At 62.8% G+C, this 12,852-nt stretch carries 12 protein-coding genes; 3 read left to right on the top strand and 9 right to left on the bottom strand.

Annotated features, from left to right (window positions below):
- Window positions 1–61: 61 nt before the first annotated feature.
- The 7 genes from PCO31010_RS02115 to PCO31010_RS02145 all read right to left on the bottom strand — a co-directional run bounded on the left by PCO31010_RS02115 (window position 62) and on the right by PCO31010_RS02145 (window position 7,951).
- On the bottom strand, window positions 62–706 hold the full coding sequence (locus PCO31010_RS02115) for a response regulator (RefSeq protein ID WP_150662776.1): 645 nt from the start codon (window positions 704–706) through the stop codon (window positions 62–64).
- On the bottom strand, window positions 697–1,797 hold the full coding sequence (locus PCO31010_RS02120; protein ID WP_150662777.1) for a PAS domain-containing sensor histidine kinase: 1,101 nt from the start codon (window positions 1,795–1,797) through the stop codon (window positions 697–699). The genes PCO31010_RS02115 and PCO31010_RS02120 overlap by 10 nt, the downstream gene beginning before the upstream one ends.
- Before the next feature lie 239 nt (window positions 1,798–2,036).
- Window positions 2,037–2,765, bottom strand: a complete 729-nt coding sequence (locus tag PCO31010_RS02125; RefSeq protein WP_150662778.1) for an aspartate/glutamate racemase family protein — start codon at window positions 2,763–2,765, stop codon at window positions 2,037–2,039.
- Between the two features lie 64 nt (window positions 2,766–2,829).
- Entirely contained in the window at window positions 2,830–4,329 is a 1,500-nt protein-coding gene (locus PCO31010_RS02130; protein WP_217426134.1) for an NCS1 family nucleobase:cation symporter-1, read from the bottom strand.
- A 228-nt stretch (window positions 4,330–4,557) separates the two neighbouring features.
- Complete coding sequence (locus PCO31010_RS02135; RefSeq protein ID WP_150662780.1) at window positions 4,558–6,183, bottom strand: AAA family ATPase; 1,626 nt, start codon at window positions 6,181–6,183, stop codon at window positions 4,558–4,560.
- 29 nt (window positions 6,184–6,212) lie between these two features.
- A complete protein-coding gene (locus PCO31010_RS02140; RefSeq protein WP_246184398.1) occupies window positions 6,213–6,956 on the bottom strand; it encodes an alpha/beta hydrolase in 744 nt (247 codons plus the stop codon).
- 104 nt (window positions 6,957–7,060) lie between these two features.
- Complete coding sequence (locus PCO31010_RS02145; RefSeq protein ID WP_150662781.1) at window positions 7,061–7,951, bottom strand: LysR family transcriptional regulator; 891 nt, start codon at window positions 7,949–7,951, stop codon at window positions 7,061–7,063.
- A 96-nt stretch (window positions 7,952–8,047) separates the two neighbouring features.
- On the opposite strand from PCO31010_RS02145, the gene PCO31010_RS02150 reads away from it, so the two are divergent.
- Window positions 8,048–9,070 carry an NAD-dependent epimerase/dehydratase family protein gene (locus tag PCO31010_RS02150; protein WP_150662782.1) on the top strand — a complete coding sequence of 341 codons (1,023 nt, stop codon included), beginning with the start codon at window positions 8,048–8,050 and terminating at the stop codon, window positions 9,068–9,070.
- 112 nt (window positions 9,071–9,182) lie between these two features.
- Entirely contained in the window at window positions 9,183–9,698 is a 516-nt protein-coding gene (locus PCO31010_RS02155; RefSeq protein ID WP_174984231.1) for a DUF2165 family protein, read from the top strand.
- Window positions 9,699–9,716: 18 nt separating this feature from the next.
- Here PCO31010_RS02155 and PCO31010_RS02160 read toward each other — a convergent pair whose 3' ends face one another.
- Together PCO31010_RS02160 and PCO31010_RS02165 are read right to left on the bottom strand one after the other, a co-directional pair.
- Entirely contained in the window at window positions 9,717–10,574 is an 858-nt protein-coding gene (locus PCO31010_RS02160; protein ID WP_150662784.1) for an IclR family transcriptional regulator, read from the bottom strand.
- Between the two features lie 33 nt (window positions 10,575–10,607).
- Window positions 10,608–11,285 carry a cupin domain-containing protein gene (locus tag PCO31010_RS02165; protein ID WP_150662785.1) on the bottom strand — a complete coding sequence of 226 codons (678 nt, stop codon included), beginning with the start codon at window positions 11,283–11,285 and terminating at the stop codon, window positions 10,608–10,610.
- A gap of 210 nt (window positions 11,286–11,495) precedes the next feature.
- On the opposite strand from PCO31010_RS02165, the gene PCO31010_RS02170 reads away from it, so the two are divergent.
- Entirely contained in the window at window positions 11,496–12,758 is a 1,263-nt protein-coding gene (locus PCO31010_RS02170; RefSeq protein WP_150662786.1) for an MFS transporter, read from the top strand.
- Window positions 12,759–12,852 lie beyond the last annotated feature (94 nt).

The raw sequence follows: 12,852 nt of genomic DNA on the forward strand, positions 1-12,852 counted from the left end.
TCAAAACGTGGGGAAGGGTTTGACCGGACAGAACGTCCGGCCAGGGCAATCCAACGCCGGATCAGGCGTCGGTACCGGCGACGATCAGACCGTGCTCAATGGCGTAATGCACAAGCCCCGCCGTCGATGGAATGTCCATCTTGGTCAGGATGTTCGCCTTGTGCGTGCTGACGGTCTTGGCCGACAACGACAGGCAGCGGGCGATGTCGTTGATGCCATTGCCCTCGACCAGCATCTGGAAAATCTGGAACTCGCGCGCGGTCAGACGCGTGTGCGGCAACGCCTCGGCGGGTTGTTGCAACTGACGAACCAGCTTGTCGGCCACTAGCGGCGACACGACCGTGCCACCCCGTGACACGCGCCGGATAGCGCTCATCAGTTGCTCCGATTCGGCGTTCTTCGTGAGATAGCCCGCTGCGCCAGCGCGAATGGCCTGCACCGCATATTGCGACTCGCGATACATGCTGAGCACCAGAATCGGCAGTGACGGATAACTTGCCTTGATCTGGGCGATGAGCGCGATGCCACTCTTCCCGGGCATCGACATATCGAGCAACAGCACGTCAATGGTGGTCAGGCGCAGGCGCTTCAGGACGTCTTCGCCATCCACCGCCTCGGACACGACGGCCATGTCGGGGGCCATCGAAATGATCTTTTTCAGACCGTCACGAATGATCGCGTGGTCGTCGGCAATCATCACACGCATGGCCACCCCGCATCGTGAGTTGCAGGAATCGTCGAGGCATGCGTGGCTGGCCGCGCAGGAATCCGCACGACGATACGCGTGCCCTGCCCTGGCGCACTTTCGATATCGAAGGCACCGCCCAGCATCAGCGCCCGCTCTCGCATGCCCATGAGACCGAGCCGCTGGCCGTGTCCGGCGCGCGACGGGTCCATGCCCCGCCCGTCGTCGCTGATGCACACGTGGCAGTGACCCTCGCGCAATTCGAGCGTCACGCGGACCTGCGTCGGCTGTCCGTGCCGGCTCGCGTTCGTGAGCGACTCCTGCACGATGCGGAAGATGGCCGTGCTGCACTCGCTATCGAGACACGCCGTCACCGACTCGGGCATCACCAGTTCGCACGGTAAGCCGTGACGTTGTGCAAACGATTCCGTGAGCCATTCCAGCGCGGCGTGCAGGCCGAGTTCGTCAAGTACCGCCGGGCGCAGGTCCGCCGCGATGCGATGCACGGCGTCGATCGTCTCGTCGACCAGCTCCTTGAGCATCTGGATCTGCGCCGACTGATCGGCCGCAGGCAGGTTCGGTTGCGTCTCCAGATAGTTCAGACCGAGACGCAGGCCGCCCAGCCACTGCCCGAGTTCGTCATGCAATTCGCGCGACAGGCGCGTACGCTCGGCTTCACGTACGGTTTGCAGATACGCCGAGAGTTGACGCAGTTGAGCGCGCGAATCGAGCAGCGCCATCTCGGATCGCTTGCGGTCGGTGATGTCGCGTGAGATGCCGACGGTGCCGACGATGCGTCCGTGGGCATCGCGCACAGGCATCTTGACGGTGTCGAACCAGCGCGGTGCGCCGTCTGCACCCGGGCGGCTCTCTTCGTAGCGACGACGTACGCCGCTCGCGACGACGGCACGGTCGGTGGCAAGGTACACACGTCCCCACTCGGAGGACCATACCTTGTCCGGCGTGCTGCCAATGATGTCAGCCTCGGTGCGCCCGCATGCGGCCATGAAGGCGTCGTTGACGAGGATGTAGCGCGACTCGGTGTCCTTAAGCCACGCCTGATCCGGGATGTTGTTCAGAATCGCCCGGTGCAGTTCGCCATGCGTCTCCACTGCGTCTCCTTGCCGTACCGATGAAATGACGCGGCGCAGCACAGTCAAAGGCTTGCAAACAAGGCGTCTGCCCTGTCAGAGGTTCGCCATGACGTCGACACCGGTCCGCAACCAATATAGCCAGACCGGCGTGCGAGCGCGCCTCTAGTTTTCCCGCATATCGGCATGCTGCGTTGATTCATGAGTTTTTCTGATGGATGCCGCAGCGTGGCGGGAGCGACAGGCAGATGTCATCCGCTTCAACCGAACAGCGCCTGTGGCCAGCCGACGATCTGCTTGCGACGGGGAGGCGCATACGTGCGCACCTTGGACGTGCTCAGGCCGAGCCGCACCAGCGATTCGGCGAGTGCAACGGCAGCGGACACGCCATCGACGACCGGCACGCCCGTACGCTCGCGAATCTTGGCGTCAAGTCCGGCCATCCCGCCACAACCAAGGCAGATGACTTCGGCATGATCGTCGCGCACGGCGATCTCCGCCTGTGCGACAACGGCCGCGATGGCCCGCTGCGGATCGCGCTCCAGTTCCAGCACCGGCATGCCGCTCGCGCGCACCGAGGCACAGCGAGCGTCGAGACCGGCCAGCTTCAGACGATCTTCGATGAGCGGCACCGTACGATCGAGCGTGGTGACGACCGAGTATCGGTGGCCGAGGAGCATCGCCATGCTCGCGGCGGCTTCGGTAATGTCGACGACGGGCACGTGCAGCAATTCCTGCAAGCCTTCGCGTCCGTGTTCGCCATAACCGGCCTGAATCACGGCGTCGTACGGTTCGTCGTAGCTCATCACGCGCTGCATCACGGCAATGGCCGCGAGATAGCTTTCGAAATTGCCTTCGACGGATTCCGCACCGAAGTGCGGCGTGAGTCCGACGATTTCCGTGCCCGGCGACGCGCTCGCACGTGCATGGTGCGCGATGGCGTCGGTTATCGCGGCCGTCGTGTTGACGTTCACGACAAGGATCTTCATAAACACTCCAGAGGGGATGAATACAGAGGTGAAACTCGCCTGCGCTACCGGCGCAGCACAGACCCTAGTGTGCGGCGCTGTCGACGGCGAAGTGCTCGCCCGAGCAATCTTCGAATGCCCGGCGACGGTCCGAGATCGCGTAGTACACGCCACCGGCAATGCCCGCACCGAGCAGCCAGGAGAACGGCGTGAGCGCGCTGAACGCCGGCACGAGCGCCGCCGTCACCGCGACCAGCGCCGATGGCACCAGCGCGACCACCGCCTTCGGGTTCACGCCGCGCACATAGTGGTAAGTGCCCTCGCGCATTTCGCTGTACAGATGCGGCACGTGCACGCACGTCTTGCGAAGCAGCCAGTAGTCCACGGTGATGATGCCGTAGAGCGGGCCGAGCAACGCACCGAGACCTGACAGGAAGTACACGATCACGATGGGGCTGTTATAGAGATTCCACGGCAGGATGACGACGGCAATCGTGGCGCTGATGAGACCTGCGCGACGGAACGTCAGCCGATGCGGGGCGAGGCTCGTGAGCACGAACGCCGGAGCGACGAAGTTCGCCATGATGTTGACGGCGACCGTCACGACGAGAAACGCGAGACAGCCGAGCACGAGGAACGTCTTGTCGGGAATCGTGGCGATGATATCGGTCGGGCTATGGATGATCTGACCGTTCAGGCTGAACTGCGCACCGGCGAGCACGAAGCTGATCACCGCGAAGATCAGGATGTTGACGGGCAGCCCCCAGAAATTGCCGGTACGAATGACCTTGCGGCTCGGCGAAGCGCGTGTGAAGTCGCAGAAGTTGAGCACCAGCGTGCCGTAGATCGCGAGCCACAACGCGCCGCCCGCGAAGACCTTCGTCCACATGGCGAGGCCCGTGAGCGGCGTGCCGACCGACATGGCGATATGGCCTCCGGCACGGTGATACATCCACACCGCAAGACTCGTCACGGTGACGAGAATGATCGGCCCGGCGAACGCTTCGTACTTGCGCACCATCTCCATGCCGTAAGCCAGAATCGCGAGTTGCACGAGCCAGATGGCGATGAAACTGAGCCAGCCGAGCGTCGACAGACCGAGCACGCTGTTGTGATCGTAGGCGCCGGCCGCAGGCCAAACCGCTACGAGCAACACGCGCAGCACGACCGAGGCGAGATACGTCTGAATGCCGAACCACGCAATGGCGATGACCGCACGCACGATGGCAGGAATCTGTGCGCCGTAGACGCCGAAGCTCATGCGGCTGACAACAGGGAACGGCACACCGGTCTTCTGGCCCATGTAGCCCGTCAGGTTCATGAAGACGTAGACAAGCGCCGCGCCGATGCCGAGCGACGCGAGCATCTGCCAGCCGGTCAGACCCAGTGCGAAGAGTCCGATCGCGAAGGAGTAGTTGGCGATGTTGTGCACATCGTTGGTCCACAGCGCGAAGATGCTGTAGCGGCCCCAGCGCCGTCCTTCGGCCTTTGTCGGGGCCAGATCGGCGTTATGCAGCCGTGGGCTGAGCCCATGCGCGGTGTGATGAGCGTGAGTTTGGGCACGGGACTGCCCGGTCGTGGGCATGCCGCCCAGGACCTCGTTCGAAACGTCCAATTGCATCCGCATTGTCTCCTTGATTGAAGCAAGGACGACCTGACCGTTCGGTCTGACCGCTTATTGGCGCGGTCTATGCATCGCCCTTGCTGAATGCGTGTTGGTGCAATGGAGTATGGGTGGGACGTTTTGAATTGGGAAATTAAATGTTTGGTTGAGTGGTATTCGGAAAATGGATACGAACAAAGGGTAGAAACGCTACGCGTCGTAGCCACGGAACAGACCGCACAAGCGGAACACGTCTTCCGTGTAAGGCAGTTCCTTGACCTTGCAATAGCGGCTCGCGAGTTTCATCAACTCCTTGATGTCGCGCCCGCTCGCTTTCGGATATCTCGCGGCCAGCGTCTCGATCAGCCCGTCGTCGAGATGCGCACCCACCTGATCTGCCTGCATGCGCCAGAGCCTGCGCGCATCCACCGCCGAAGGCACTTCGTAGTGGATCGTGGCGATGCAGCGCGAGAGGATCGCGTCGTCCACGTCGCCGATACGGTTCGTCGTCATGAACAGCAAACCGTGGAAGTACTCCAGCGAGCGCAGGAACTCCGCAACGATGGCGTTGTGCTCCAGATCGTTGTCGCGACGCCGGATGTACACATCGGCCTCGTCGAGCAACAGGATCGCGTTCCATCGCATGGCACGTCGCAAGATGCTCATGAGCGTGGCCCCCACCGACGCCGCCGTCGTCCCCAACTGCCCCGAGTGCACCCGGTACAGCGGCTTGCCGACCACTTCCGAGTAGATCTCTGCGGTCAGCGTCTTGCCGAGGCCCGGTGCGCCCTGACACAGGATCGTCGCGCCCCCCGATTTTCCCGGGACGAAGTCCGGCATCATCACATCCATGTTCGACGTCAGGATGTCGATGAGATCGTGATGATGTGCGGGCAACACCAGCTTGTCGCGCAGACTCGGCTGATATTCGTACTCGGTCATGTTCTGCACGTGGACCCAAAGATTGCGGTGCCAGTCGAGATGGAAGACGTGCACGTAGCAGTGCAGCGGAATCGTCTCGAACGCCTGCCCGATCTCGGCGTTGCGCCAGAAATCGGCATCGCACGCCATCTCGAAGTTGCGCTCCAGCCGCTCTTCGTCGTTGACGCACTTAGCCGTCACGCCGTCGCCCACACGAATCAGTTCCGTCGCGCCCTTCGGGTCGACGGAGAACGCCGCGCGGCTCAGCACGAACTGCGCACCAAACGCGCGCTGCACGCGCAGGAAGCGTTGCGCATGCTGTTCGTATTCGGTCTTGAACTCCGCACATTCCTTGTAGAAACCGAACTCCGCGAGCAATTCGGGAATGGTGCGATTCGCGATGTCGTCGCGCGTGAAGACGAGCGACGTGGTCATGCCCGAGCGACGCGGGCGATGCTCCGTCGGACTCAGGTTCGCCGACTGCATGGTGTTCGCCAGCATGTCGACGACGACGTACGGCGAGCCCTGATCCGGTTCGACGTAGCGCAACCGTCGCACCAGCCACGGCAACAACGCACCGTCCCGATGGCGCTGATACAGCCAGCCGTCGATCACATCGCGCGCGAGGTAGGCGACCAGCCCCGGCACGAGTTTGTCCAGACTGGGAATCACGCGCGCTTGCGGCGCGTTGTAGACGTTATCGAGTGCGAGCATCTGGAACATCAGTGCGCGCTCGTTCTGCGACTTGCTCAGGACGTAAAGCGTGTTGAGCGACTTCGCGTCGAACCATTCGCTGGAGACCAGCATATTGCCGCGACACACGCCATAGGCGGTCAGTTGTTTGCCCAGCGGTGAGTCGGTGCCGATCAGTTGCATCAGCGGATGAATCAGTGATTCAGGAATTTCGAAATCCATGGACGGCACTCCCCGTATGGCGTGTCGGTTCAGGCGAGGAAGAAGTCGATGGCACGCGCCACGACGCCCGGCTCGATGATGTGCAGCCCGTCGAATTCGACGTATTGCACATCGTAGCCCGCCGCTTTTAGTTTGTTTGCGTTTTGACGTCCGCTCGTGGCGATCGGCAATTGCTCGTCGATCAGCCCGTGGGCGATGAACACTTTCGGCAGCCCTTCCTGCACGAAGATCGACATGAAACCGCCGGAGAATGCGATGACATGGCTCGCGATATCACCGTTCGTCACGCCAATCGACAGCGCGTAGCTCGCGCCGTCGGAAAAACCCGCGAAGGCCACGCGCTGCGCGTCGATGCGATAGCGCGTGGCAACGCTTCGCAGCGCCGCTTGCAGACGCTCCAGATCGGGACCGTTGCCGCCGATCACGATGTCCCACGTTGGGAAGGTCGAATGCGGTGCGAGCACGAGAAACTTGTGCTGATCCGCGTGCGGCTCGATGAACGGCAACACCTTCTCCGGGAATCCGCCTGCGCCGTGAAACATCACGAACAGCGGTACCGGTTTGTCGGTGGGCAGATCGGCGGGGACGTATAGGACTGCGTCGCGTGTCTCGCTCAGGCCCAGCGGATGACGACCGGGCGCGAACGGTTCAGGCAGCGGGTCGGAAGGTGACGCGGGAGATGGCAAAGAAGCAGAGGCCGACGCTGGCGCGCTCGGGGCGGCGGACGCAATGACGTCCGGTGGCATGCGTCCGAACAAGGAAGGGTCGAACATGGCGCGATGATTGTCCCGTAATCGTTGATGTTATTGATATATTGTATATCACACACATCGTCGATGACGTTCGTTATTTGTCGCGCTCGCGACTTCTCTGCGTCTTATCCGGCCATGTAGGCGGTTAATCCGGCCACAAGCGCGTCGAACGCGACTTTGCAACGTGGATTGGCGCGCAGGTCTTCGTGCATCGTGACCCACGTCTGTAGTCGGAATCGGAACGCGCTCGGAAGCAGACGCACCAGTCGCGGGTCGCGTCTGGCCAGCGGCACCTGACACCCACCTATTCCGTATCCGGCGCGAATCATCGCCAGTTGCGCCAGATCGCTGTCTGCCCGGAACGCGAACGTCTCCCGCGCCCACATCGGCACGCCCCGCGTCGCTTCGCGCAGAAACGGCGTCAACTTATCGAATCCGATCACCGTGTGATGCGCGAGGTCGGCCAGCGAAGTCGGTGCGCCATAGCGAGCGACATAGTCGTCGCGCGCGTGCAGACCGACGTCGATAACGCCGACGCGGCGGGCAATCAGCGCCTCTTGCTGCGGCGGCGCCATGCGCACCGCGATGTCCACTTCACGATGCAATAAATCCTGAATGCGGTTCGTCGGCACCAGCTCGATGGTCAGATCCGGGTGGGCGCGACGCAACGCTGTCAGGATCGGCGGCAAGACTTCCACCCCGACGACCTCGCTCGCCGAAATGCGCACCACCCCGTTCACCCCGTCGCCATGACTCGCCGCCGCCCGCTCGAAGGCCAGCGCCGTGTGCTGCATCGCCTGCGCGTGCGAACGCAGCGACTGCGCTGCATCCGTCGCCAGCAAGCCCGTTTGCGAGCGCGTGAAGAGCGTCTGCCCCAGCGCTTGCTCCAGCGCAACAATGTGCCGTCCCGCCGTCGGCTGTGTGATGCCCAGCGCACGCGCCGCGCCTGAGAGCGAGCCCTCCGTCAGCACGGCGAGGAATGTTCGGTAGAGATCCCAGCTGAGATTTGAGGTCATACAAAAATGTATAGCTGATCGATTGTTTTCAGTAATTTTATTCCAATCACTTCGCGCGGAGAATGGCATCACCGACAACCAACGAGGAGTCTCCTCATGAGCCATTCCACTCAACAGACAACATCCCGTGCACTGGTGCTGGGCGCTACGGGCGGCATCGGCGGCGAAGTCGCGCGGCAGTTGCTCGCGGCGGGCTGGCAAGTCCGTGCCCTGCGCCGGGGCGGCGCGCCCGGTTCGATGACGGACACTGGCATCGAGTGGATCGACGGCGATGCCATGCGCGCCGACGACGTCCTCGCCGCCGCCCGCGATTGCGCCGTGATCGTGCACGCCGTCAACCCGCCGGGCTATCGCAACTGGAACACGCAGGTGCTGCCCATGCTGGACAACACCATTGCCGCCGCTACGCGTTATGGCGCGACCATCGTCCTGCCGGGCACCGTCTACAACTTCGGTCCGGAGACGTTCCCCGTGCTGCACGAAGATGCGCCCCAACGGCCGCTGACCCGTAAGGGCCGTATTCGCGCGACGATGGAAGGCCGTCTGCGTGATGCCAGCCGAACCAGCAGCAACGGCGTGCAGACGATCATCGTGCGTGCGGGCGACTTCTTCGGCCCGCTCACCCGCAATAGCTGGTTCGCTCAGGGTCTGGTGAAGCCGGGACAGACGACACGCGTGGTGCAAATCCCGAACGCCCCCGGCATCGGCCATCAATGGTCGTATCTGCCGGACGTAGCCCGCGCAATGGTCATGCTGATCGAACGCCGCCACACGCTCGACGCGTTCGCCAACTTCCACATGGCCGGGCATTGGGATGCCGACGGCACGGAAATGGCCGCAGCGATCACGCGTGTGATGGCGCGTCATGGCGTCGAAGTCAAAACCCGCCGTTTCCCGTGGTGGCTGATGACGCTGGCGTCGCCCTTCGTCACGACGCTGCGTGAGTTGCAGGAGATGCGCTATCTCTGGAAGCAGCCGGTTCGCATGGACAATGCACGTCTCGTCGATGCGCTTGGCGAGGAGCCGCACACGCCGCTCGACGTCGCCATCCACATGACCCTCGACGGCCTCGGATGCTTGCCGGGAAAGCCTTCCGCCATAGGTTTCGCATACCCCTGATTTATACAAGTATTAACTTGCATAAATAACGATGCGCTCCTATCCTTTGGCCTACTTCCCCATGCTCGTCTTTGCGAAAACGTGCAATCTCAAACCACAGGAGCCGTTATCGATGCCCGGTGCTGTCAGTGTTCTCGATGCCTTCGATGCGTTCGTGATTTTCAAGCTGGTGCTCGTGACCGGCCTGACGTTATGGTCGGCCATTGCCGCGTTGAACAACGTGGTGGCGTTCGGCGCGTCGTCATGGGCCATCGGACGAACGCTGAACATGTCGCCCTTGCGCGAAGTACCGGCGATCGAGATTCCGTTGCTGCGTCGCGCGATGCATGCGAAAGGCTGGTCCGTGCTGGCGTTGCTCGTATTGATCGCGCTTCAGCTCACAGCGACGGTGTGCCTCGGCTGGGGCGGTATTCAGTTGGCGGGGGCCATCCGTGTGGGTACCGCCCATGCCACCCACGCCGCCATTGCATGGGCGACGCTGGGCCTCTCGGCCCTGAGCGCAGCGTGGCTGCTGATGATGATCGGCGGCTTGTGGTTCGGCTACTGGATTCGTCAGGAAGGCCTGCAACTCACGCACATGATGTTGCTGACGCTAACGATTGCCATGGCCGCTGTATTGCGGATGTGAGGGAGGTGAACGTGGCGCTCAGTTACCGCGCCCGCTCCCGAGCAGAAGCGAGATGCGACGTGCCGCGTCGGTGAGCGCTGCGACCGTTTGCGGGTTCGGGTGCGCAGGCAAATAGTGAATCGAGCCGACGATGGCGAGCGTGCCGAAGAGCGTTCCGTCGTCCTGCATAATCGGCGCCGCCAGCGCGTTCACGCCGAGAAACACTTCTTCCGGCGCATCGGCCCATCCACGCTCGCGCACCAGCGCGAGTTCGTGCGACAGGCGCATCGGATCGGTGATGGTGTGCGGCGTACAAGCGTCGAGCGGACCTTCGAGCACGGCGTCGCGCCGCTCCTTTGCGCCGAACGCCAGCGCAATCTTGCCCTGCGCCACACTGTGCAGTTTGAACTGCGTGCCGGGGTGCAGCAGGATCTCCAGCGGACTGCGGCCACGCATCACGTCGAGCACCACCACATCGGTCTCCGTGAACGAACTGATGACGATGGTCTGTCCCACGGCGTCGCGCAATTCTTCCATGACCGGGCGTGCCAGCCCCACCACGTCGAACTGTTTGACGAGCTTCTGTCCGAGCAGAAAGAGCCGCCAGCCGATCCGGTAACGGCTCGTGCGCGGGTTTTGCACGACATACCCTTCCTGACGCAGTGCCGTGAGATGCCGGTGAACCCGCGCTTTGGGGACGCCGAGCGCTTCGGCCAGGTGCGTGACGCCGCACTCGGCATTGCGCTCGGCCAGCAACTCGAGAATCCGCAACGAAATGACCGAAGTCGACGACGTGTTGATTTCGTCGCCGCCCTGTTCGTCGCTGGCGGCACTCGGCACAGCGGCGGCGCGGGGGCGACGGGTGACGTCGTTCGGGGTGTCCTTCGATCCTTTCACTGCGTGTCCTTTGTCACTGTCGTCGCGCGCCGATTACTGTGCGTCGAGCGAGATGAAACGCTCGCCGAACACGTGATAGCGCTGCGGCTTGTTCTTGTTCGCGTCCTCGGGGCGCACGTAACGAATCGAGCTGCGATTACGGCACGCCCGCGGCAGGATGAAACAACGGATGAACGTCGTATCGCGTGCCTCGGTCGTCGGCGCCAGCACCGGTGCGTGACCGAGTTCGAGCCAGGCTTGCCCTGCCGCATGGGTGTGCGACGCGCCCAACGTCTCGATCGTGATCTCGCCTTCGAGCGTGCAACGCACGCCGGGCCCCTGATGCACGTGCGTATGCGCCACGCCGCCGGGGGGGAATTGTACCTTGTCGCAACGCATGAGCCACTGTTGACGCGGGTCCAGCTCGACAGGTGCGTCGAGCTTGAGCGTCGACGACGCCCCCGGTGCGGACGCGATCTCGCCCGGCGTCGGCTCATTGCCCGACATCAGCTCCCAACGCCATAGCGTCGCCCCTTCACTCCCCGCGATCAGCGCGACGCTGTCGTCGCCCAGCCACGCACTCTCTGCCGGATGATGCTGCGCGCCCGTGTCGAACTCGATAGCGACGTCGCCACGCACGACGTAAATTGCGCGACGCGCTGAGGGCAGATACACGGGCGGATGGTTCGGTGCGATGACATCCTCGTACAAACGCAATTGAAACGGCTTCACTTCGATCTCCTGTGACCAGTCGATTGCCCCGACCATCGAGACAACACTGGCATTGAGTATCGATCATCGATACGCAAAGTACCATTTATGGTTTACCACGAGACATGACGGGGAAATGTGCTGATATTATTCAAACGAAATCATTCCCATGCGTATCGATAATCGATACACGAGGTCTGACACTAGGATGGTTCCATGAAGGAGACAAGAATGGACACTGGCACGACCGCCCTGAAAGCGGCGGGCACGGCACGTCGGCCGTGGTATCGCGGCGCGAGCCCTGCGCAATGGCGAGCATTTGGTTCGGCCTATATCGGCTGGATGCTCGACATCATGGATCTGATGCTGTTCGCGATGGTGATTCGCTACATCAGCGTCGACCTGCATTTCGACAAGGGCGTGGCGGGCATCATTGCTTCGCTCACGTTGCTGGCGACGGCCTTCGGCGGTTTGTTCTTCGGCTTCCTCGCCGACCGCATCGGCCGTACGAAGTCGATGATTCTCTCGATCCTGTGTTACTCCATCGGCACCGCGCTGTGCGGCTTCGCCGATTCGGTGACGTCGCTCCTCATCTTCCGTTTCCTGCTGGGTCTGGGCATTGGCGGCGAGTGGTCGGCGGGTGCTGCGCTGATTACCGAAACGTGGCCAGCCGAGCACCGCGCCAAGGTGATGGCCTGGGTGCAGAGCGCGTTTGCTGTGGGTTATGCAGTCGCGGCCATCGTGGCCGCCGTCATCCTGCCGCACTTCGGTTGGCGCTGGGTGTTCGCCTTCGGTCTGGTGCCGACGGTGCTGGCGTTCTGGGTGCGTCGTCACGTGGAAGAGCCTGCGATCTGGCGCGAGCAGCGCGTGCGTCTCACGCTCGGTCAGACGCTCGGAATGCTGTTTGGGCCGTACGCCCGCAGCACGATCGTCGGCCTCGCCTTCACGGCGGCGGCGATGTGCGGTTACTGGGGATTGTTCACGTGGATTCCCGCATATCTGTCGACGCCAGTCGATCAGGGCGGCCCGGGCTTCGATCTGATGCGCTCGACGACGTGGATCGTCATCATGCAGATCGGCGCGGCGGCAGGGTTCATCTGCTTCGGCTACATCGCGGATCGCATCGGCTGCCGTAAGTCGTTTCTGCTGTTCTTCATCGTGTCGGCAATTACAGTGCCGCTTTATGTCGCGATTCGCGAGCCGATGCTGTTGCTCGTATTCGGTCCGGTCGTGGCGTTCTTCGGCACGGGCTTCTATAGCGGCTTCGCTCCGACGTTCGCCGAGATGTTCCCGACGCAGGTGCGCGCGACGGCACAAGGCTTCATCTACAACACGGGACGCGCCGCGAGCGCCCTCGCCCCGGCGGCCGTCGGCCTGCTGTCGCGCGGCGAGAACGTGAGCGTCGCACTGGGCGCCACGGCAGGCTTCTTCCTGCTTGCCGCCATCATCGTCTACTTCTTCCTCCCGGAAAGTCACGGCGAAGCGCTCGCCTGATCACTCGGCGCAGACACTCAGTTCCGGCGATCTGACGCGCCGGTGGCATTCCCCGCCACCGGCGCGTCGTCGCTCTCACTTCCCCCGCCTCTCA

Origin of the sequence: Pandoraea commovens, from assembly GCF_902459615.1 — a bacterium.
GTDB lineage: Bacteria > Pseudomonadota > Gammaproteobacteria > Burkholderiales > Burkholderiaceae > Pandoraea > Pandoraea commovens.

Bases quoted from the DNA above. Each gene is read 5' to 3' on its own strand.
- PCO31010_RS02115 (WP_150662776.1), bottom strand. From the start codon at position 706: ATGCGTGTGATGATTGCCGACGACCACGCGATCATTCGTGACGGTCTG.
- PCO31010_RS02125 (WP_150662778.1), bottom strand. From the start codon at position 2,765: ATGAAGATCCTTGTCGTGAACGTCAACACGACGGCCGCGATAACCGAC.
- PCO31010_RS02130 (WP_217426134.1), bottom strand. From the start codon at position 4,329: ATGCCCACGACCGGGCAGTCCCGTGCCCAAACTCACGCTCATCACACC.
- PCO31010_RS02135 (WP_150662780.1), bottom strand. From the start codon at position 6,183: ATGGATTTCGAAATTCCTGAATCACTGATTCATCCGCTGATGCAACTG.
- PCO31010_RS02140 (WP_246184398.1), bottom strand. From the start codon at position 6,956: ATGTTCGACCCTTCCTTGTTCGGACGCATGCCACCGGACGTCATTGCG.
- PCO31010_RS02145 (WP_150662781.1), bottom strand. From the start codon at position 7,951: ATGACCTCAAATCTCAGCTGGGATCTCTACCGAACATTCCTCGCCGTG.
- PCO31010_RS02150 (WP_150662782.1), top strand. From the start codon at position 8,048: ATGAGCCATTCCACTCAACAGACAACATCCCGTGCACTGGTGCTGGGC.
- PCO31010_RS02155 (WP_174984231.1), top strand. From the start codon at position 9,183: ATGCCCGGTGCTGTCAGTGTTCTCGATGCCTTCGATGCGTTCGTGATT.
- PCO31010_RS02170 (WP_150662786.1), top strand. From the start codon at position 11,496: ATGGACACTGGCACGACCGCCCTGAAAGCGGCGGGCACGGCACGTCGG.